Here is a 22,492-nt window from a genome sequence, read left to right as displayed (position 1 = left end):
TATTAATATGCTTAAATAAAAAAACTGTCATAGTCAAGCTTTTTCGTAAGCTACCTGCCGCTTGAGCCAAAGCCCCCTGCATTGCGACCGGTTTCTTCTGCGCAGAATTCTTCTCTGTCATCCCAAATTACCTGAGATACAGGAGAAATAAGGATTTGTGCGATTCTATCTCCTCTTTTTATTTCGTATGGCTGATTACTTAGATTAATTAGACAAATTTTAACTTCACCTCGATAATCAGAGTCTATAGTGCCCGGAGAATTTAAGACAGTGATTCCATGTTTTGCAGCAAGACCAGAACGTGGGCGGATTTGCCCCTCAAAACCGTTTGGTATTGCAATCACAATTCCAGTTGGAACAAGTAATCTTTCAAGTGGATTTAAAACAGCAGAATCATTCAATGCAGCATAAAGATCCATGCCAGCACTCTGCGTAGTTGCATAACATGGAAGAGACAAGTCTTCTCCGTGTGATAATCTTTTTATTTCTACTTTAATTTTACTTCTTTGCACTCCAATTTACCATCTATGAAGACTCAATTATAGCATGTAAATTGTATCTGCAAAAGTGATAAATGTAAATGATGTCATTCCAGCGCGTGACGCTAGGCCATAAAATTCCTTGACAAGTTCAGTGCTCCTTTTTTTGTCATCCCAGTGCCTCTATGATGTCATTCCAGTCTGGAATCTAGTCCTTATTATGCAGCCACTTGGTTGAAATTAAGTCTTCTGGATCCCAGTGTCTGGGCACTGGGATGACATCATAAGGGCGCTGGGATGACACCCTGACAACCGTCATCCCGCTACTTGTTAGCGGGATCTAGAGATACCGCGAATGAATCGCGGTATGACGTAGATTGTTGTCATTCCAGTGTCAGCTACTTGAATGACACCCTCTTGGTATTCGTGTAGTTGCAAGCAGTATAGCTATAAATCACTCACAATCGATATGCTTGAATTACTCTCAGTAAATAAATCAAGCATAATGTTAGGTATTCTACCATCAACTATGTGAACAACTCCAGCACATTCCTCCGCCATTTTAACGTATGCCATAAGCCTTTCAATAAATTTTTCCCCTTTAATTTTCCCACAATCAATCGATGCATTTAAATTTTTAACAGATATCTTCCTGCCACCAATTTTATCTATTTCTTCATCTGTGTCACTCAAGATTATCATTTTAGATGCAGAAACTGCGATTGCGATTGCGCTTGCAGTGCTATCGGCATCAATATGATATGTTTCCCCATCTTTTCCATGACCAATTGGTGCAATAACTGGTATAAAATCTGATTCTTCAATAAAAAATAATATATCAGGATTGATTTCAGTGGGTCTACCGATGAACCCCATGTCTAATATCTTTTCGATATTATTTGATCTATCTTCTCTAAGCGTAGCGGTTATTTTTTCGGCTTTAATTAAGTTACCATCTTTTCCACATAATCCAATAGCTGAACCACCAGCAGAATTTATATACTGAACAATTTTTTTATTAACTGAACCACACAGTGCCATTTCAATGATTTTCATAGTGTCTTTGTCTGTAAGTCTGATACCATTCACAAACTTACTGTTCATATCCAGCATTTTTAACACTGAGTTAATTTCATATTCTCCGTCATGAATTATTACCGGATTTATACCAAGCTGCTTCAACAAGACAACATTATGCACAAAAGTATTAAATAGTGTTTCATCTAAGATTATTGTACCACCGCATTTAATGACAAAAGTCTCGCCTACAAAGCTAGGTATGTTAGATAGCACTTCAAGTAATATTTCTGCTTTTTGTTCAAATGATACCTCACCCTTTAAAAATTCACTACTCTTCATTTTTTTATCTTGTAAACTTGAAAAACTCATCTCTTACCTTGGTTATTTTATGCTTAACACGGATGCTCATTTGATGAATTGACACATTCTCATTATTAATCCATTTTTGAATATCTTCTATAACAGCACCTAAGCTTTTTTGACTTACTTTATCTATTTTTGTTAGCACAATGTTAAAGTTAATGTTATTATATATTAACCAATAAATGAAGTCTTTGTCTATTTCTTTTAATCCTACCTTGCTATCTATCAACACAAACACTCTTCTTAGATTTTCTCTTTGAATTAGATAATACTCAATTAAGTTTAAATATTGTATAATTTCCTCCTTGCCTGCATGAGAGTAGCCATACCCTGGTAGATCAACAAGTCTGAACTTATCATCGTACATAGAGTAAAAATTTATTTGTCTAGTGCATCCAGGTTTAGAGGAAACTCTGGCAGCTTTTTTGCTGTTTATCAGTAAGTTGATCAGACTGGATTTTCCTACATTTGATCTACCAGCAAACGCAATCTCTGGAGCCGACTCATTTGGTAATGATTTTATATCCGAAGCTCCAAATATGAAATTGCAGTTTGATGTTATCTGTTTTGCCATTATATTCAACTAGAAGGTAGTAGGTATATTATAGTGTTATTGCTTGATATAAGAAATTTTTTATTTCAGTATATATTACTTAGCTAGATCTGTGCTATATGGATATGGAAAATAATTTACAAGACTTAAAGGAAAAATTTAATGATATAGAGAGGAATTTGGAAAATCCTACCAATTTAAGTCAAAAAGAATTCATTACCCTTTCAAAGGAATACTCTGAGCTCAGGCCAATAATCAAGATAATTGATGAATATAACACGCTGAAAGAGGAAATTTCAGACTTAGAAGAAATAATGAAAGATGAAAACAGCGAAGGTGATATAAAAGAGTTAGCAAAAGAAGAATTTTTCGAAAAGCACAAGGTATTATTACCAAAAATAAAAGCAAAATTAAAGTTAGCATTATTGCCCAAAGATGAAGATGACTCAAGAAATGCAATATTAGAAATTAGAGCAGGTACAGGCGGAGAAGAAGCAGCATTATTTGCAGCAATGTTATTTCGTATGTATCAAAAATATGCAGAAAGAAGAAATTGGAAGTTCGAGCCAATAAGCATTTCTAATACAGGTATAGGTGGATATAAGGAAGCTTCTGCACTCATTAATGGAACAGAAGTTTTTGCAAGGTTGAAATTTGAATCAGGAGTGCACAGAGTACAGAGAGTGCCAGAAACTGAATCTTCAGGAAGGTTGCATACCTCTGCCGCTACTGTTGCGATATTACCTGAAGTAGAAGAAGTTGACTTTAAAATAGAAGAAAAAGACTTACGAATAGATGTTTATAGATCCAGTGGTCCTGGAGGGCAATCAGTGAATACAACTGACAGCGCAGTAAGGGTCACCCACTTGCCAACAGGGATAGTTGTGATACAGCAAGATGAAAAATCGCAGCATAAAAATAAAGCTAAAGCGCTCAAAGTATTGAGGGCAAGGCTATACGAAATTGAAAGACAAAAAAAAGAAATGGAAAGGTCAACAATGAGGAAAAGTCAGATTGGCTCTGGTGATCGTTCCGAGCGCATAAGAACATATAATTTCCCACAATCAAGAATAACAGACCACAGAATTAATCTAACTTCACATCGGCTAGAGCAGATTATAAAAGAAGGCGAACTAGATGAATTTATTGAGGCATTAATCTCACGTAATGAAGCAGAAAGATTGGCAGGGGAAAGTTAGCAGCCTACAATGGAATATCTTTATTAATTACATAGGATCTTTTAAACGCAATAGATAGACAGTAAAAACAAGTTCTAGTACTATCGCGGATAAAACAAGAACAGCTACACTAATTGTTTGACCATTGTAAATGTAGCTTGTTAAGCCGATAAAAATAGCCATGATAAAAGCTCTAATGAACGAGACTGCAGAAGAAGCTGTGCCTTTAATTTCAGGGAAAACATTTATTGATGCATTAAAAATCACTGGCTGGAAAATTGCACAACCGATAGAAAAAATAATCATAGACAGTGTTACTAAGTAGAAAGAGTGGGGTACAATTATACTGAATATTACAAGCAATAGAGACCCAATAGCACCCACGCTCGTACCAGAAATTACACACTTTATTGCTCCAAGTTTCTGCAAGATTTTGCCAGCAAATAGACTGATGAGTGAGAAGCACCCAACTATTGCACCTTGATGTAGTGCATAAATAGTGCTAGATAAACCAAAAGTCTTCATATACAGAAAAGGTCCACAAGTAATGAATGACATATACGCAGCAGAAAAGAGGCTTGACATCAAAGACAACGTAACAAACCTCGGATTAGATAGTAGTTTTCTGTAATCTTTCATCGTTTTTTTCAAACTGAAAATATCGCGGTTCTTTTTTGTTTCTGGTAACGCTAAAAGCAGCAAAACCCAAGAGATCAAACAAAGTATTGCAACAGTTGCATAATTACCACGCCATCCTACAATTTCAAAGCCAAAAAATCGACGGTGCAAAAACACAACCAACAGCGCCGATTAATAACAAAGTGTTACCTATGATCATAATTCTCCTTCTGCCATAGCATTCAGACAATGGACCAAAAAACAACCCTCCTATGCAAAAGCCTAGGAAATTATAAGCAATAGTTAATTGAATTATGCCTTCCGGTACGTTAAAATAGTGCACCATATCAGGAAAACTAGGTACGGAAATGTCAATTTCAATGAACTTGGCAATGAGAGACAGGATTAACAGAAATGGTAGTAACATTTGAGATTTTTAATTAATGAATAAAAATATCACATTTAAAGCGTTGAAAGAAAACATTTTTTACTGTTATTAAAATGGTTAGAAACACCTCATGTGAAGGAATGGTGGATAAATTGGACACTAGGGTTAATTAAAGAAAAATATGACAACTATGTTAAAGCTCTTACTCTCTGTCCTAACTTTACTTATTTCCTCTTACTTTTTCAACAGTCCGTCTAAATTACTACAAGCAGTTTAATTTTTAGTAAATATGTCATTATTCAAAAATATGCAAGAAGCTTTACAGAAACTTAACATAATTTTATCATACAAATGTCATTCTTAAGTCCTATGTAAAAACAAATTTTGGCACTAATTTAATTAACTATGAGCTGGATAAATTGGAAAATAAATTTTGTTTACTTTTACAACACCTTAAGATCTAATGTCACTTTATCAATCAAAAATATTACAATAGGCTAGTATGTTCCTTACTCTTTTTCTCAAAATATTACCTATTTATATTACAATATTTATTGGTTACTTAGCAGGAAAATATCTTAAAATTGATAGAAACACTATATCTCAAATACTTTTTTATATAGCTAATCCAATAGTGATTTTATATGGAGTCTCTCATACAGAAGTTAACTTAAAAGTAATTTCTCTGCCGATTTTGATATGGTTTATAGGTAGCACTATGTCCTTATCAGTGTATTATCTTTCTTCTTTTTTATTTAAGGATAACACAAGAAACATATTAGCATTTAGCTCGGGCAGCACAAGTATGGGTTATTTTGGCCTGCCGATTGCCATGGCTTTATTTGATGAAGATTCAGTATCTGTATATGTTGTTTGTTATATAGGAATGGCGCTATTTGAAAACAGCTTAGGATTTTACATAGCTGCAAATGGTATTTATACCGCAAAAGAATGCATATTAAAGTTGTTCAAACTTCCTTCGCTTTATGCGATGGTTCTGGGCTTCTTTTTAAGTATATACGATATACAAATACCTACTTTTTTAACAGATGTTATGATGAATATTAGAAGTACATTTGTCACATTAGGAATGGTGCTACTTGGAGTGAGCATTGCGAATATTGCAAGCTTTAAAATAGATTGGAAGCTTGCTTTGATCACTATTACAGCAAAGTACGTATTCTGGCCACTGTTTGTTTTAGGAATTGTCCTTTTAGACAAGCATGTTATAGGTATATACGATGAGAGCATATATAAAGCACTGATGTTGCTGGCTATTATTCCAGTTTCTGGGTCCAGTATAATACTTGCTAATATTTTGAATTATCAACCAGATAAAGCTACTCTGTTGCTTCTAATCAGTACTGCAGTGGGACTGTTTTATGTTCCACTAATAATATCATTATTTTTTACTAAACTTGTTCCTTTTTGATCAAAAAATTAAGCGCTTGCACAACCATTATTTGGGTAACAACACAAGACATTGATAAAACTTGAATTTATAGCTAAAGCAACTTCTACAATTTGGTAACCCGTCATCCCGCTACTAGTTAGCGCCGCGGCGGTAAATTGACCTTACCCAGAAAAAGTAGAGAGAAAGTTAAGACGTTTTTGGAGTAAAATAAAACGTTTTTTCAAAATATGACAAATAGAAGAGAATATACAGCAGAATTCAAATTAGAAGCTGTTAAGCTGGTTAAAGAAACAGGTCAAGCAAGTACAAAAATAGCAAAAGATCTAGGTATAGATGGCAGTATGTTAAGTAAGAAAATATGATGGAAAAATGTCTGGAGCATACGCATTTCCAGGCAAAGGCTCCTTATGACAAAGAAAGATTTGATCTAAAAAAAGAGCTAATAAGAGAAAGAGAAATCTTAAAAAAAGCCCTGGGCAAAGAAAAAGAGTAAAGTATTCTTTTATATAGAAATTGCTATAAAACACAGGAACTATGTAGGGTTTTGTACTGGTGGTATGGGTTGCTAAGGAAAAAAGCAGTAAAGAATTAGCAAAAGAAGGGCTTCTAGCAGATATTCAAAAAATACATCAAGCTTCTAAATGCAGATATGGAGCCCCTAAAATTCACGCTGAATTAAAAGCTTTAGGCAAAAATTAAAACAGTACAAAGTGTTATGCAAGAAAATGGCATTAAAGCCAAGTTTAGACGAAGGTTCAAAAATAAAAAACAGCAAATAAGCAACTGAGTTGTGGCTCCGAACACATTGGATCAAAATTTTACTACTGATCAGCCAAATAAAGTTTGGGATTACCTACATAAAAACTAAAGAAGGTTGTTGGCGGCAATAATTGACCTATATTCACGCATGGTGGTTAATGAGTAACATGATAATTAGTTATAGATTCTTTATTGATGGCCGTTGATAAACGCAAACCCGATAAAAATCTGCTGTTACATAGCGATCAAGGGTCACAGTATACCTCTCAAAATTACCAATTTCTATTGAATACAAAAAACATCATTTCCAGCATGAGCCATAAGGGCTGTTGTTACGATAACTCTGTTGCAGAAAAGTTCACTTAAAAGGGAGCTGCTTATTGATACTTCTCGCTCAACAAACCAGAACTGCCATATTTGAATACATAGAAATCTTTTATAACAAATAACGTAGACATTCTACTATTAACTATTGCATTCCTGCACAATTTATTCTCATGATAAAAACGTCTTAACTTTCTCTCTACTTTTTCTGGGTAAGGTCACCTCTTTAGGTGCTCCTTTTTTCTTTCTTATACACACAAAAATCATATAGAATTGTAAATACAGCTTTTTTATTCTGATGCTTTTCAATTCTATAGCTCTGGTTGTCTCTCTATTACTATTTTTCTACATTATCGTAAAAAAACTGAGCGAAAAGAAAGCAAACCTTGAGGGTAATTTATGTAAATTAGAGCAAGAACTTCAAGAAACAAAGCAAACTTTGCTTACGAAGAATGAAGAAATAGTTGATTTAAGGGTCAAAAAAGCAGAACTTGAAGTAACTCTGCAAAAAGAACGTGAGGAAAAGAAAAAGGAAATAGAATTACTAACAAAAGCAGAGGAGAGATTAACAAACACTTTTAAAGCGCTCTCTCTTGATGCTTTGCAGACAAATAACAATAATTTTCTGAACTTAGCAAAGGAAGTAATCGATAGTAAATTAAAAGAAACGGAAAGCGATTTCAAAAAAAGACAAGCAACGATCAACGAAGTTGTAACTCCAATAAAAGAAAAATTAGAAAAATTTGATAATGAAATACGCGAGCTGGAAAAAGAGAGGGTAGGGGCCTATGAAGGTTTAAAGGAGCAAATTGGAGCGCTGATGAACCAAACTTCCAGCCTTGCTAATGCCTTGAGAAAGCCTCACATCAGAGGAAAGTGGGGTGAAATGCAACTCAAAAGGGTGGTAGAAATGGCGGGAATGATTGAATATTGCGATTTTTTTACTCAGCCGTCAGTGGTTGATAAAAACGAGGATAATTTATTGCGTCCTGATTTAATAATCAAAATGCCATCTGGAAAGCAAATAATAATAGATGCTAAAGTGCCGCTTGATTCTTACATGGATGCTATATCACAAAATGATTTGCAAATACAAAAGGAGAAATTAAAGAATCATTCCCTGGCAATAAAAAAACACATAAATGATTTGGGTAAAAAAGAGTATTGGAATCAATTTGAAAATACGCCAGAACTTGTGGTGCTTTTCTTAACAGGGGAGGGGGTTTTTAGCGCAGCACTGGAATATGAGCCTGCTTTGATAGAGATTGGAGTGGAAAAAAAAGTGATCATTGCAACACCGATCACTCTAATTGCGTTGCTGAGAGCAATAGCGTATGGATGGAAGCAAGAGATGATAGCTGAAAACGCAAAGAAAATCAGTGAACTAGGTCATATTTTATATGAGCGCATTTGCACAATGGGTGAAAACTTTGATAATTTGCGCAGGAGCTTAAAAAGTGCTGTTGATCATTATAATAAAACTGCTGGCTCTCTTGAAGCAAGGGTGTTTCCTGCTGCTCGAGAATTCAATAAGCTTGGTATACATGCAAAAAATAAAAGTTTAAGTGCTGCAAAGGAATTAGAGTCTTTACCACGCAGTTTACATACTGAGGAGCTGAAAGTAGATTAGGCATCTTAACAGGGAATGTTCAAAAAAGTGTGTCAAACCAAAAAAAAAGTAATAAATTGATATAAAAAAAATGGAGGTTTGACAATGAGTCAGAAAGTAGTAAACAGAACTACCGGTTTGGTAGATTACAAAGAACTGGAAGCAAATATACTGTCATCAATAAGGGAAGGCAGACCATTAACAGGAAGGGATGGAGCATTTACACCATTTATAAAAAAGCTGCTGGAGGCAAGTTTGGAAGGTGAAATAGAAAATCACTTATTAGCTGAAAGTGAAGAGAGGGTTTGGTTGGAAGAAGTGGAGTAGCGAATGGATATACAAAACGCTGGGTCTATATTCAGACTATAGAATAAGGTATTACAAACCGAAAGCATCACCAGCACAATATGTTATAAACTTTGGTAAAGAATCTGCTAGGAAAGCGTAGTGCGGATGCTGCGTTTGACGAGGCGGGAGCTGGAAACGTTAACATGGGAATTTGGATTGAGGCCTATTGTGAAAACAATGGATCAGCCACCAAACCCTAAAGTAGGCGCGCCAGTTCTTGACCCTACATATTTTTTTGAAGGTTAAATCCAGCTTAGGGTCGAGAAACTTAGATAAAGCCATAGCCAAAGTGTTTAAAAATATTAATAATTATACACACAATTATTCAACCATATTTTTGAAGATAGCTATGCCGCCGCGGTATCTCTTAGCCGCTAACAAGTAGCGGGATGACGATTGTTGGTAAATCTAAGTCAGTTTAGCTATAGGCAGCAATTTTCTGTATTTATTTTAAATTGAAGGAAGCTCAAATGAAAGATCATGTTTTGCTAAAAATCACAGAATGCAGTCTAACAGTGAACGGTTACGCTTTTGATCAAAAATGTTGTATAGTACACAATCAATTTTTCTGGATCCAAGTAGTCAAGGCACTGCCTTTGTGTTTGAGGCAAAATCGGCTATAACACTTAACATACTGCCTTTGCAAACAAATGTTCGTACAGTTATGTGTCAGCTACTTGCATGACGCCATTGCCTGAACGGGTACCAATGATTACCTATCAATCTCACCAAAAACTATATCGAGTGAGCCAATAATTGCTGCAACGTCAGCAAGCATGTGTCCTTTTGCCATAAAGTCTAAGGCTTGTAAATGCGCAAAGCCAGGTGCTCTTATTCGGCACCTATAAGGTCTATTGGTACCATCTGAAACTATATACACTCCAAACTCACCTTTTGGTGCCTCAACAACTGCGTAAGCCTCACCTTCTGGTACGTGATATCCTTCTGAATAGAGCTTAAAATGGTGAATCAGAGCTTCCATAGATTTTTTCATCTCTGCTCTTGACGGTGGAGAAATTTTTCTATCTTCAGTTTTTATTTGCCCTTCAGGCATTTTCTCTATGCACTGCTTCACCAAACTGATAGATTGCCTAATCTCTGCCATTCTAACTAGATAACGGTCATAACAGTCGCCATTTTGGCCGATCGGTATATCAAAATCTAGTTGATCATATATCTCATATGGCTGGCTTTTTCGCAAATCCCAAGCAAGCCCAGCAGCGCGCAACATTGGGCCACTAAAGCCCCAATCAAGTGCCTGTTTAATTGATATTTCACTAATTCCTACAGTGCGTTGCTTCCATATCCTATTTTCTGTTAAAAGTTCATCAACATCGTCTATATATTTTGGAAATTGCTCTATAAACTTTGCAATATCCTCAATCAAATCTTCTGGAACATCTGCTGCAATTCCACCTGGCCTGATGTAAGCTGCGTGAAACCTTGCACCTGAAGCTCTTTCGTAAAATTCCAGTATTTTTTCTCTTTCTTCAAAGAGCCATAAAAGAGGGGTCATTGCTCCAACATCAAGTGCTTGAGAAGAAACGTTCAGTAAATGATTTAGTATTCTCGTCAGTTCACAAAACAAGACACGTAAATACTTTGCCCTAATTGGCACTTCACATTGCAACAATTTCTCCACACAAAGTGAATATGCATGCTCTTGTGACATTGGTGATACGTAATCAAGGCGATCAAAATAAGGCAAAGCTTGAAGATACGTTTTATGTTCTATTAATTTTTCAGTACCGCGGTGCAAAAGCCCAATATTGGGATCTGCCCTCTCGATCACTTCACCATCCATCTCTAAAACAAGACGCAACACTCCATGTGCAGCTGGGTGCTGAGGTCCAAAATTTAACATCATTGTCTTTAGATCGGGCATGTCCAGTAGTTTAAGATATTAAAATTGTATAGGCTAAAGTGCGCTCAAAGTCAATAAACTTCTTGCATAGGCTACAACTATCATTCAATAGAAACAAAAACTTTTACAATGGCTAATAAGTGTTGGTAAAACCAAGTCACTTTAGCTATAGAATGACAAAAAAGGTTTGCATTAGCCAAATTTTTAGTTGAAGTAGCATAAGAGGTTAAAGGAAAAGCTTTGTGTTAATGGATTCATTTCAGGTATAGTATAGATAATACCACAATACTTATAAAATGGATCATGTTGTTAATGCGTATAATAGACTTGACACTCCTATAGTCAGGGGAGAAGGGGCATATCTTTTTGATAAAGATGGTAAAAAATATTTAGATTTTGCTGCAGGTATTTCTACAACTTCTTTAGGGCATTGTCATCCATACATTACAGATAAGCTGAAAGAGCAATCGAGCTCATTATGGCACTGCTCTAACATTTTCACTATTCCCGAGCAAGAAAGGCTTGCCGAGCGTTTAACAACCCTTACTTTTGCAGATAAAGTTTTTTTCTGCTCAAGTGGGCTTGAAGCAACAGAAGCTGCAATTAAGTTTATTCGTCGTTACTTTTATTCAAAAGGGCAAGCAAAACGTAATCGTATTATTACAATTGAAGGAGGCTTTCATGGCCGCAGTATTGCTGCAATTTCTGCTGGAGGCAATGAAAAATCACGCGAAGGTTTTGCTCCGCTCCTTTCTGGTTTTGATAAAGTGCCAAGAAATGACATTAAAGCATTAGAAGAAAAAATCAACAATGAAATAGCTGCTGTATTTTTAGAGCCCATACAAAGCGAAGGTGGAGTATATCCACTAGACGTAGAATATCTTCAAAAAGTAAGGGAAATAACAAAAGCTCAAGGAATAATTTTGTGCTTTGATGAAGTGCAGTGCGGATATGGACGCATCGGTTCTTTATTTCATTATCAAAATGTCGGCATTGAACCTGATATGCTAACCTGTGCGAAGGCTATGGGTAACGGTTTTCCTGTAGCTGCATGTTTAGTGAAAGATTATATAGCAGAAGCAATTACTCCAGGAACTCATGGATCAACCTATGGTGGCAATCCACTTGCCATGACTGTTGGTAATGCAGTGCTCGATATAATGCTAAAAGAAGGCTTTTTTGATCATGTTAAAAGAATTAGTAAATATTTAAAAGAAAAGCTGTTGCTTTTAGCTAAAGAATTTCCTGAGATGATTTTAGAAGTTCGTGGAGAAGGGTTACTAATGGGAATAGAACTAGCAACTCTTGTAGCTGATAAAATTATTAGTCGATCTCTTGATAAAGGTTTAATAATAACTAGGGTTTTAAACAACAAAGTAGTAAGGGTAACCCCACCACTTATCATTGAGGATGAGCATGTGAACGCAGCGTGTAATATGCTTTATGATTTGTTTTTTAAGATTAAAGGTATATAAAATTCGGCAATATAAATTCAGGCTTGCAAATGCCTCTCATAACATGTAAAATTAATTTTATTTTTTATCACAATAACATCGTACTTTAATGGATTGGTTATTGGTCTTAGTATCATCAGCAATTTTTGTTTTGTTAGTTTTATCGTTTTTGTTCTCAGGAGCAGAAATAGGCTTAACCTCAATTAGCCGTTCTCGAGTTAATAAGCTAAAGCTAGACGGTAACAAAAAAGCCAGGGTAATAGATCGCTTATTAAATAGGAAAGAATTGACAATAGGAACGGTATTGCTCGGCAATACAATTATTAATATTACTTGCTCTGCTTTATTTACAGCAATATTTATCAATCTTTTTGGAAATGAGGGCATTCTCCTATCAACAATTATAATGACATTTTGTATTTTATTGTTCTGCGAAGTTCTACCAAAAACTTATGCTATTCAAAATCCTGAAAAATTTGCATCATTTTCTGCTTATTTTGTATTGTTTTTTGTAAAGATTTTTTCTCCATTGACACTAGGTATTCAATTTATTGTTAACCTCATCCTAAAATTATGTGGGCTGCATAAAGATAAGGAAGTGATATCTGCAGCGGATGCAATGCGTAATATGATTACTCTTCACCGCAGTGAAGGAACTATGTTGCAACAGGATTTAGATATGCTAAGCAGCATACTTGATTTGGCTGAGACAGAGATATCACAAATTATGACCCATAGAAGAAACCTATTTTCTCTTGATATAGATCGGAATAAAGAAGAGTTAATAAGAGAGATTTTAACCAGCAGTCACAGTAGAGTACCTTTATGGCAGAAGGAACCAGATAACATTGTAGGTGTAATTCACGTGAAAGCTCTAATAAATGCTTTGCGTGAAAAGAATAATAAAGCGGAAGAAGTTGACATTACCCAAGTTATGTCAAGGCCTTGGTTCATACCAGAAAGTACACCGCTCAGCGTGCAACTTCACAACTTCCGTAAGAACAGGAAACACCTTGCATTTGTTATTGATGAGTATGGAGCACTGCAGGGAATTGTAACTCTTGAGGATATACTGGAAGAAATAGTTGGAGAAATTTCGGATGAACATGATTTGATTACGGAGAATTTTATAAAGAAAATATCTGATAATATGTATCACATAGAAGGAAAATCTACTATTAGGGACATTAACAGGCAGTTATACTGGAATCTCCCTGATGAAGAAGCTACAACTCTAGCAGGTATGATTGTGAATGAAATAGAGCGCATTCCTGACGAAGGCGAGGAGTTTTCCATGTATGGTTTTCGCTTTAAGATTTTAAAAAAAGATAAAAATATTATTACTGTTGTTGAAGTGCAAGTAAAAATTGGTAATATTAGTGGCAGCAATTAATTAGTCGAGTTTCATGGAAGATACAGTAAAAATAACGGCTGAAGAGTTGAAGGGTTACATAGAGAGAATCGAAAAACTTGAACAAGAAAAGAGGGATGTGCAAGATCACATTCGTGATGTATATGCAAAAGCCGCAGATGAAGGTTGGGATATAAAAGTGATGAAACAAATTATTAGGCTGAGGAAGATGGATGATGATGACAGAGAGGAACAAGAAATATTGCTTGATACCTATAAACGTGCATTGGGAATGAGCTACGAAGAAGAGTTAAGTGAATAGCAGAATTGTAATTGGAATAAGTGGAGCATCTGGTTCTATTTACGGTGTGCGTATTTTAGAAGCGTTGAAAGACGTCGATTATGAAACTCATTTAGTGATAAGTCGTGCTGGGAAAGTAACTTTAGCTCACGAGATTAAAGAAAAACTTGAAGATATTACATCACTTGCAGATTTTTACTATTCTGAAGAAAAGATTGGAGAAAAAATAGCAAGCGGCTCATTTAAAACCTCAGGGATGATTGTAGCACCATGCTCTATGAAGACAATGTCTGAAATCGCATCAGGTGTTACTTCCAATCTATTGACAAGGGCTGCAGATGTAACGCTAAAAGAAAGAAGAAAGTTAGTTCTTATGGTGCGAGAGTCACCACTGCATCTTGGGCATTTACAAAATATGTTAAAATTAACGGAGATGGGAGCAATTATTGCTCCACCAGTGCCTGCTTTTTATATTAAACCGAAATCGTTGGATGATATTATTAATCATTCTGTTGGCAAAGTATTGGATTTATTTGATATCAAATTACCCGACTTTAAGGAGTGGCAAGGAAGTGACAATTATTATTGATGGTAAAAAAATAGCAAACGACCTATGTGAGAGGCTATCACAAAAAATTGATATTTTAAAGAGAGAGTATAACATTTTTCCTTGCCTGAAAGTAATTCTCATGGGTAGCAATCCAGCAAGTCAGGTTTATGTTCGCAACAAACAGAAAAAAGCAGAATCAATAGGCATAAGTTCTGAGACCATTGTTTTGCCTAATAATATTTTAGAAGATGAATTAATTGAAAAAATCAATGAATTAAATGAAGATCCATCTGTGCATGGCATTTTAGTGCAATTGCCTTTACCAAATCATATTAGTGCAAGCAGAGTAATTAACACAGTAAGTGTTGAAAAAGATGTAGATGGCTTTCATGATGAAAACGTTGGCAAATTAGTTAAAGGTGAAAAAAACTGCCTTATACCTTGCACTCCTAAAGGTTCTTTGCATTTAATTAAGTCAATTGAAGAGAACCTTTCCGGTAAAAACGCAGTGGTAATTGGTAGGTCAAATATCGTGGGCAAGCCAATGTTTTACCTGCTATTGCAAGAAAACTGCACTGTCACCATCTTGCATTCACAAAGCAAGGATTTAGCTGAATATTGCTCTAAAGCGGATATAGTAGTTGCAGCAGTCGGAAAGCCAAATTTTGTTCAAGCAGACTGGATAAAGAAAGGTGCAATAGTGATCGATGTTGGCATAAATAGCGTTAACGTAGGAAAGCTTGTAGGTGATGTTGACTTTGAAGGAATAAAAGGGAAAGCCAAAGCTATGACCCCAGTACCCGGGGGCGTTGGCCCAATGACCATTGCATTTCTAATGATGAATACTGTTATTGCTGCTTGCTTGCAAAAGGGAGTTGATGCTTCTGATTTCATTGGTTGAGGTATGAAGAGGAAAGCTATATGAAGATAGAATGTACCATATCACAATTAATAAAAAATTGAGATTTTTGAAATTCCTCAGTAGTCAAATTTATTAAATATTTAGGATCATCATCTATTCTTTTTTCTCTACAAGTATAGCTAAAGTGGCTTAGGTTTACCTACAATTTGAAAAACAACAAATTCGTCATTCCGCTACTCGTTAGCGGAATCTATGCTGAGATACCGCGGCGGTATGACGTAGGGAAACCTTTCTTGGGTTAGCTATAGTTAGTGGAATTGCAAAGTTTCTAGGCATAAAAAGCTTTGAACCTAATATATGAGCCAAACTTGATTTTCCAACCGTAGATACACCTGTAATAAAAATAATAGTCTTCATTTTGTGAATTTACTTGCTATATGAACTATCGGAGAAATTTTTTTATAGTTTATAGTATCTGACCTTACCCAGAAAAAGTGGAGAGAAAGTTTGGAATGTTTTTCACAAAGAGAATGATGAATCAAAATGCTCAGGAATGCAATAGTTAATAGTGACGTTGTTTGTTATAAAAAATTTCTATATATTCAAATATAGCAGTTTTGATATGCTGTTTAGAGTGCCGAGAGGTGTCTATTGGTAACTCCCTTTTTAGAGAACTGAAGAAGCTTTCCACAACAGAATTGTCGTAACAACAACCTTTATAACTCATCTATGTTTTTTATGGATAAGAGATATTGATAACCTTGCGAAGTATATTGTGAACCTTGATCACTATGTAATAGTAGATTTTTGGCAGGTTTACGCTTGTTAACGGCCATTAATAAAGAGTCCATAACCAATTGTTTATTTATTGAACTGCTCATTGACCAGCCAACTACCATGCGTGAATATAGATCGATTATTGTTGCCAAATATAGCCATCCTTCTTTGGTTTTTATATAAGTAATCCCATACTTTATTTGGTTGATCGACAATAAAGTTTTGGTCTAATATATTGGGAGCTACGACTCTACTGTCCGTTTGTTGTTTCTTAATTTTAAATTTTCTTCTCAATATAGCCTGAATACCATTTTTCTGCATAATACTTTGCACTGTTTTTAAGTTGCAACTTTTACCCAAAGCCTTCAATTCAGCATGAATTTTAGGAGCTCCATATCTACATTTAGAAACTTGATATATTTTTTGAATAGCTGCGAGTAGCTCTTTATTTGCTGATTCTCTACTGCTTATTTTTCTTGTGGTCCACTTATAGTAGCCAATAGCAGAAAATCCTACATAATTCCTGTACTTTATAGCAGTTACTATGCTCTTTTATAAAAAAATATTTTACTCTTTTTGACTGGCCAGGGCTTTTTTTTAAATGTCTCTTTCCCTTGTTACTCTTGCTTTGTAAATCAAACCTCTCTTTGTCGTAAGGAGCCATGTTACCTCTACCTGGAAATGCATTTGCCGCTGACTTTTTTTCGTTGTGTTTCTTTATCCATTTTCCTAATAAACCACCCTTTATTCCTAAATCCTTTGCTATTTTTGTAATTGTTTGACCTGCCTTTCTTTGTTCATTTGCCAGTTTAACAGCTTCCAATTTGAATTCTGCCGTATATTCTCTTACCATTTCTAATCCTCCAAAATTTTATTTTACCCGAAAAAACTCCTTTCTTTCTCTCCACTTTTTCTGGGTAAGGTCAATATACCAGTGCCGAAAATAGTTGACAAAGATTGTGTATACTTATTACAATTGTTTGGGTACCAGAAGTTTTTACGGCAACAAAGTATGCACTAACTATAAGTAAGGAAGACTTTAAGCAGGCAATAAAAAAAATGAAGTAACGTTTAAAAGAGATTGAAGGAGAGAAGAAAAAGGTAAAAGGGAATACGGCAGAAAATGAATCTTATTACAAATAGCATAAAGGGCTTTTATTCTAGTGTTAAATCGGACCTAGATTGGCAAGCCAAACGTAGTCTTATTAGAACATTAGTAAAAGAAGTCAACATTTATCTTGATAAAGTAGATGTAGTATTTAAGATCAAAGAACTTGAAAACCCCGCCCAGAATGGACAAAATCAAAAGATGGTACATTGTCTAAGGGGTCTGGGCACTGGGATGACATCTTTTTTCTTGGTACAAATTACTCTTATGTCTCAATATTTGTACAGTTGTGTTATCGGCTGTTTGATGTTTACAACGCAGAAAGTTCATACGGTTGTAAGTCAAGCGGTAGGATGACAAGATTTTGCAAGGGTATTTTTTTTATAGGAGATGAATATGGAAATTTTTCTTGATAGCGTTGATTTAAATGAAATTAAAGGACTAAAGGAGTTCATTGACGGCATAACAACTAATCCTTCTTTAATAGCAAAGTCCGGGCGTAAAGATAAATACGAGGATTTAGTGCGTGAAATATGCTCTATTATAAAAGGGCCTGTTAGTGTTGAAGTTGTTGCAGATAGCCATGAAGAGATGATCACAGAAGGTCTGAATTTAGCAAAAATTGCTGATAATGTTGTGATCAAATTACCTCTTACACATGAAGGATTAATTTCTTGTAAAAAGTTATGGACAGAGCATAAAATACCTGTTAACATCACATTATGTTTTTCCCCTGGACAAGCACTGCTTGCCGCTAAGGTCGGTGCTTGTTTTATTTCCCCCTTTGTTGGTCGCCTTGATGATATAAGCTATGATGGCTTATCGCTAATAGAAGATATATGTACTATATATTCTAATTACGGTTTTGATACTAAAGTTCTTGTTGCATCAGTGAGAAGCCCAGCGCATGTAATAGAAGCTGCAAGGCTTGGTGCTGATTCAATTACTGTGCCAGCAAAAGTACTTAGACAATTAATTAATCACCCACTTACTGACCAAGGGCTAGCAATATTTGAAAAAGACTGGGGTGTAAAATAATAGACGGTTACAAATGAACATAAAAATTGGCGTATCCGTTCAGGCAATGGCGTCAACTTAAGAGCCTTCATTAGCAAACTCTCCTAAAGACATGATGGCGTTTGCTACCTTATTGCGGCTGCCCTGGTCGAATTTTAACTTTATAGCTAACCCAAGAAAGGTTTCCCTACATCATACCGCCGCGGCGCTAACGAGTAGCGGAATGACGAATTTGTTGTTTTTCAAATTGTAGGTAAACCTAAAGCTATAGAAAAAAAGAAGAACCAGTTTCTTAGTTCTTCATTGACATAATCCACTCCATATGCCATAATAAAATTTTATATCTTGGAGAAGGAAATGACATTAAGGTTAATACTACAAGAAGTCAACAGTAGTCCAGACCTGAGTGCAGAAAATGTAGTTGAGAAAATCAAAGATGAACTACAGCAGAAGCTTCCAGATATCTACAGTGAGTGGGAAAGTAACCAGTTTGATATAAATCACACATTTGAAGTACTTAATTGTGGTTTATTACTTATAGCAGCTAAAAATGGTTGTGGAAAAGTAGTAAAACACCTAATAAAAAGCGGGGCTAATGTTAATGTACAAGATGTATGGAAAAAAACCTCTTTACATTATTCTGCTCAGTATGGGTATACGCAAGTAGTAGAAGTTTTGCTAGAAGAGGGAGCAGACGTTAATGCACAAGATGAAGATAAAGAGATTCCTTTACATGTAGCTGCTGGCAAAAGAGATATAGAAATAGTGCAAATGTTATTGGAGAAAGTGGCAAATGTTAATCTACAGGATAAATCTGGAGGAACTGCTTTGCACTATGCTACATGTAATGCTAACATATGTACTCCTATGAAGGATGATAGTGCAGCAAAGATAGCGGGACTTTTATTACAAAGAGGAGTAGATGTTAATATAAAAGACGAGGATGGAAAAACTCCTTTGCATTATGCTATTGGTTATGAACTTATACAAACAATAGAAATGCTATTAAAAAAAGGTGCAGATGCTAATATAAAAGACAAGGATGGAAGGGCACCTTTATACTATGCTACTCTTAATTATAGTTACCGTAATATAAGGTTAGGAGGAAAACTGCTACTAGATTGTGACACAACTTTACTAGGTAATTTTTATGAACCTTACAAACCTAGTCCAAGGATGGCAAAACTCCTGCTAAATTATGGTGCAAATCCATCATGCATCCATAGACCTAAAGCTATAACAGCAGGAATTACTGTGGGTGTTATATCTGCTGTTGTAGTTCCACTAGTACTTGCCTATGCCACTGCATTACCTGCACTAGCAATAATTGGAATTACTGTAGCATCTGTACTGATAGTTGGTGGTATTACCTATGGAGTTGCATATAAGTCATCAGAGCATTCATTAAACAGTAAGCTAAGTGAGGTTAGCTGCAGTAATGTTGATGGAAATAAACAAACTGTATAACCATAATTATTAGTTCACCACAGTAACCGCACCATGGCAGTGTTTGTATTTCTTTCCGGAGTTGCAAGGACATTTGTCATTTCTTGAGACTTTGGGAAGTCTGCTATTTCTAGCAGAATGTAACCTATTGCCTATCTCTTGGTTGTCTGCCAACTTAAAGTGTGCTAAGCGGTGAATGGTGAGTTCCTTCCATTTTTCAAGCATTGACTCAAACATCAAGAAAGCTTCGCGTTTAAATTCATTCAGTGGATCTTTCTGCCCCATAGCACGTAAGCTTATGCTTTGTCTTAGGCTCTCTAGAACTGAAAGGTGTTCCCTCCATAAATGATCAAGTGTCATTATCATCATTTGCTTCACGATCGTATTCCACAAATCTGTAGTGTGCTGACTGTTGAAATATTTTTCTTTCTCAGTAAAAAATTCTTGTATCTTATCATTTATATAATTCAAAGCTTCTTGTTTATTCAAAAACTTTGCCAAGTCTTCTTTATCAAGCGTTATTCCATACCTTGTATGGAATTCTTTGGCTATATCTTCAACATAATCTTCGTAATAGCCACTTTGGATTATACCTTCTACTACGCTCTCATTTACTTCGCTATACACTTCAAATATATCATTAATTTCGTTGCCTAAGATATTGTTTCTCTGCTTAAAAATAACTTTACGTTGGTTATTGATTACGTCATCAAACTTAAGTAGAGATTTCCGCACGTCATAGTTTCTAGCTTCAACTTTCTTTTGCGCTTTCTCGAGTGCCTTATTGATCCATGGATGATGAATAGCTTCGTTATTCTTTAACCCTACTTTTTGTAAAAAGCTTCTCATTCTATCAGAGCCAAATATTCTCATTAGGTCATCTTCGAGCGATAAAAAGAACTTAGAAAGTCCAGGATCCCCCTGACGACCAGAACGGCCGCGTAATTGATCATCTATTCTCCTGCTTTCATGTCTTTCGGTTCCAACCACACATAAACCACCAGCTTTTATAGCAATTTCCTTATCTTTTTTTACTCTTTCAACTATTTCTTGGTATTTTTTTTCTCTTTCATCAGCATTTTTTATCTTCTTTAGCTCCACCTTTGCAATCATTTCAGCATTTCCACCAAGCTGAATATCAGTTCCACGTCCTGCCATGTTAGTTGCTATAGTGATACTACCTGGCACTCCAGCTTGCGCTATTATGTACGCCTCTTGTTCATGATAACGAGCATTTAATACTGAATGCTTAAGAGAATGGCTTTGCAAAAGCGCAGAAAGCTTCTCAGAGTTTTCGATGCTCACCGTGCCAACAAGGACCGGTTGAAGGCGTTTGTAGCATTCTTCTATAAACTTCAACACAGCATTAAATTTTTCCTTTTCTGTACCGTAAATTTCATCATCAATATCAACTCTTTTTACAGGTACATTGGTTGGAATTTTTACTACATTTAATCTGTATATATCACGAAACTCTTCTGCCTCTGTTGCTGCTGTTCCCGTCATTCCGGAAAGTTTATTGTACATACGAAAGTAATTCTGAAATGTGACCGATGCTAAAGTTTGGTTTTCATGCTGAATTTCAAGATTCTCCTTCGCTTCAAGTGCCTGATGAAAACCATCGGAATATCTTCTGCCCTCCATCATACGCCCAGTAAATTCATCAATAATCACTACCTTGCCATCCTTTACTATATAATCTTTATCAGCAGTAAACAGCTTATATGCACGTAATGCTTGGTCTATATAATGAGTCATTATCATGCTGTCAGTATCATAGAGCGAGGAATTTTCAGGAATGAGATTGTATGACCTTAGTAGTTCCTCCACTCGTGAAATACCATCTTCAGTCAAGAATACCGTTCTACCTTTTTCATCTACTTCATAATCGGAGTCAACTAATTTGGTTACTATTTTATTGATATGCTTATATATCTGATTGTTTTCCTCAACCGGGCCAGAAATAATAAGCGGAGTGCGAGCTTCATCAATGAGTATTGAGTCCACTTCATCAACTATTCCGTAGTGAAAGCCTCTCTGAACCATGTCTTCTTGAGAAAATTTCATATTGTCTCGCAGGTAATCAAAGGCAAGCTCGTTATTTGTGGAATACACGATATCTGCACTGTAAGCCTCTTTCCTCTCTTCGTCTGTCAAGTTATTCGTAATAAACGCAACAGAAACCCCAAGAGAATTATATAATTTGCTCATCCACTCTGTGTCTCGTTTTGCAAGATAGTCGTTAACAGTTACGACATGTACGCCTTTCCCTTCTAAGGAATTTAGATATGCTGCTAAAGTTGCAACGAGTGTCTTTCCCTCTCCTGTTTTCATTTCTGATATCATGCCATTGTGGAGCACCATTCCACCAATCAGTTGAACATCAAAGTGCCTCATGTTAAGAAATCTTCGAGAGGCTTCACGCACAACTGCAAATGCAGGTACGAGAAGATCATTTAACGTTTTCCCATTTTTCAATTCTCGATTGAATTCTTCAGTTTTACCAGCAAGCTCCTCATCAGATAAGCTCTGCATTTCTGTTTCTAATGCATTTATTTGCTGAACAATTTTCCTAAAGGATTTTATTATCTTCTTGTTTGTTGATCCAAATATCTTTCTTATAAAAAAGAATGACAACGTAAAAATAAAAAATATAAGAATGGCTGTCAAAATTAGCGGAGAATCTAGCATAAACTTAAGTAAAGTCTT

At 35.6% G+C, this 22,492-nt stretch carries 17 protein-coding genes and 5 pseudogenes; 15 read left to right on the top strand and 7 right to left on the bottom strand.

Translation table 11 applies throughout. From position 1 onward, the window contains the following. Positions 1-50: 50 nt before the first annotated feature. The 3 genes from dut to yihA all read right to left on the bottom strand — a co-directional run bounded on the left by dut (position 51) and on the right by yihA (position 2,436). Entirely contained in the window at positions 51-512 is a 462-nt protein-coding gene (gene dut, locus OOK90_RS03735; protein ID WP_006279458.1) for a dUTP diphosphatase, read from the bottom strand. Positions 513-926: 414 nt separating this feature from the next. Further along, the gene (gene argB / locus OOK90_RS03730; RefSeq protein ID WP_209473400.1) at positions 927-1,838 is read right to left on the bottom strand and encodes an acetylglutamate kinase; all 912 of its coding nucleotides are present in this window, start codon (positions 1,836-1,838) and stop codon (positions 927-929) included. A 4-nt stretch (positions 1,839-1,842) separates the two neighbouring features. After that, positions 1,843-2,436 (bottom strand): ribosome biogenesis GTP-binding protein YihA/YsxC, encoded by a 594-nt coding sequence (yihA, locus tag OOK90_RS03725; protein ID WP_010962460.1) that lies wholly within the window; start codon positions 2,434-2,436, stop codon positions 1,843-1,845. A gap of 98 nt (positions 2,437-2,534) precedes the next feature. On the opposite strand from yihA, the gene prfA reads away from it, so the two are divergent. Next, the gene (prfA, locus tag OOK90_RS03720; protein WP_264705744.1) at positions 2,535-3,614 is read left to right on the top strand and encodes a peptide chain release factor 1; all 1,080 of its coding nucleotides are present in this window, start codon (positions 2,535-2,537) and stop codon (positions 3,612-3,614) included. Positions 3,615-3,641: 27 nt separating this feature from the next. Here prfA and OOK90_RS03715 read toward each other — a convergent pair. Continuing rightward, positions 3,642-4,638 (bottom strand): annotated as a pseudogene (locus tag OOK90_RS03715) (MFS transporter). A 16-nt stretch (positions 4,639-4,654) separates the two neighbouring features. Between OOK90_RS03715 and OOK90_RS06735 the strand changes: the two are divergent. The 6 genes and pseudogenes from OOK90_RS06735 to OOK90_RS03675 form a co-directional block, all read left to right on the top strand. Continuing rightward, positions 4,655-4,797, top strand: a pseudogene (locus tag OOK90_RS06735) (N-acetyltransferase); the annotation flags it as partial. A gap of 304 nt (positions 4,798-5,101) precedes the next feature. Next, positions 5,102-6,031, top strand: a complete 930-nt coding sequence (locus tag OOK90_RS03705; protein ID WP_006279391.1) for an AEC family transporter — start codon at positions 5,102-5,104, stop codon at positions 6,029-6,031. Between the two features lie 209 nt (positions 6,032-6,240). Beyond that, positions 6,241-7,221, top strand: a pseudogene (locus tag OOK90_RS06730) (IS3 family transposase). Between the two features lie 173 nt (positions 7,222-7,394). After that, positions 7,395-8,726, top strand: a complete 1,332-nt coding sequence (locus tag OOK90_RS03685; RefSeq protein WP_038199773.1) for a DNA recombination protein RmuC — start codon at positions 7,395-7,397, stop codon at positions 8,724-8,726. Between the two features lie 84 nt (positions 8,727-8,810). After that, positions 8,811-9,005, top strand: a pseudogene (locus tag OOK90_RS03680) (IS256 family transposase); the annotation flags it as partial. Positions 9,006-9,594: 589 nt separating this feature from the next. Beyond that, on the top strand, positions 9,595-9,738 hold the full coding sequence (locus OOK90_RS03675) for a hypothetical protein (RefSeq protein WP_153296793.1): 144 nt from the start codon (positions 9,595-9,597) through the stop codon (positions 9,736-9,738). Between the two features lie 27 nt (positions 9,739-9,765). Here OOK90_RS03675 and OOK90_RS03670 read toward each other — a convergent pair whose 3' ends face one another. Continuing rightward, entirely contained in the window at positions 9,766-10,938 is a 1,173-nt protein-coding gene (locus OOK90_RS03670; RefSeq protein ID WP_264705740.1) for an NADH-quinone oxidoreductase subunit D, read from the bottom strand. Positions 10,939-11,213: 275 nt separating this feature from the next. On the opposite strand from OOK90_RS03670, the gene OOK90_RS03665 reads away from it, so the two are divergent. From OOK90_RS03665 to folD, 5 genes are all read left to right on the top strand, one after another. Then, entirely contained in the window at positions 11,214-12,392 is a 1,179-nt protein-coding gene (locus tag OOK90_RS03665; RefSeq protein WP_006280246.1) for an aspartate aminotransferase family protein, read from the top strand. Positions 12,393-12,480: 88 nt separating this feature from the next. Next, positions 12,481-13,764, top strand: coding sequence for an HlyC/CorC family transporter (locus OOK90_RS03660; protein ID WP_010962674.1), 1,284 nt, complete (start codon positions 12,481-12,483; stop codon positions 13,762-13,764). Between the two features lie 13 nt (positions 13,765-13,777). Further along, complete coding sequence (locus OOK90_RS03655; RefSeq protein WP_010082293.1) at positions 13,778-14,044, top strand: DUF2312 domain-containing protein; 267 nt, start codon at positions 13,778-13,780, stop codon at positions 14,042-14,044. After that, entirely contained in the window at positions 14,037-14,612 is a 576-nt protein-coding gene (locus OOK90_RS03650) for a UbiX family flavin prenyltransferase (protein ID WP_010082294.1), read from the top strand. Before OOK90_RS03655 ends, OOK90_RS03650 begins: the two co-directional genes overlap by 8 nt. After that, the gene (gene folD / locus OOK90_RS03645) at positions 14,596-15,474 is read left to right on the top strand and encodes a bifunctional methylenetetrahydrofolate dehydrogenase/methenyltetrahydrofolate cyclohydrolase FolD (RefSeq protein WP_264705739.1); all 879 of its coding nucleotides are present in this window, start codon (positions 14,596-14,598) and stop codon (positions 15,472-15,474) included. Before OOK90_RS03650 ends, folD begins: the two co-directional genes overlap by 17 nt. A 480-nt stretch (positions 15,475-15,954) precedes the next feature. On the opposite strand, the pseudogene OOK90_RS06725 reads toward folD, so the two are convergent. After that, positions 15,955-17,065 (bottom strand): annotated as a pseudogene (locus OOK90_RS06725) (IS3 family transposase). Between the two features lie 270 nt (positions 17,066-17,335). Here OOK90_RS06725 and OOK90_RS03620 point away from each other — a divergent pair. The 3 genes from OOK90_RS03620 to OOK90_RS03610 all read left to right on the top strand — a co-directional run bounded on the left by OOK90_RS03620 (position 17,336) and on the right by OOK90_RS03610 (position 19,804). Then, positions 17,336-17,677: a hypothetical protein gene (locus tag OOK90_RS03620; RefSeq protein ID WP_264705736.1), complete on the top strand. Its 342-nt coding sequence runs from the start codon at positions 17,336-17,338 to the stop codon at positions 17,675-17,677. A gap of 39 nt (positions 17,678-17,716) precedes the next feature. Beyond that, positions 17,717-18,358, top strand: coding sequence for a fructose-6-phosphate aldolase (gene fsa / locus OOK90_RS03615; RefSeq protein ID WP_007552982.1), 642 nt, complete (start codon positions 17,717-17,719; stop codon positions 18,356-18,358). Positions 18,359-18,694: 336 nt separating this feature from the next. Then, a complete protein-coding gene (locus OOK90_RS03610) occupies positions 18,695-19,804 on the top strand; it encodes an ankyrin repeat domain-containing protein (RefSeq protein ID WP_209472768.1) in 1,110 nt (369 codons plus the stop codon). A gap of 9 nt (positions 19,805-19,813) precedes the next feature. Here OOK90_RS03610 and secA read toward each other — a convergent pair whose 3' ends face one another. Then, positions 19,814-22,474: a preprotein translocase subunit SecA gene (secA, locus tag OOK90_RS03605; protein ID WP_264705735.1), complete on the bottom strand. Its 2,661-nt coding sequence runs from the start codon at positions 22,472-22,474 to the stop codon at positions 19,814-19,816. Positions 22,475-22,492 lie beyond the last annotated feature (18 nt).

The organism is Wolbachia endosymbiont (group A) of Ancistrocerus nigricornis (assembly GCF_947250785.1).
GTDB lineage: Bacteria > Pseudomonadota > Alphaproteobacteria > Rickettsiales > Anaplasmataceae > Wolbachia > Wolbachia pipientis.
The sequence above is the reverse complement of the archived record's forward strand: the minus strand, read 5'-3'. Positions and strand labels throughout refer to the sequence as shown.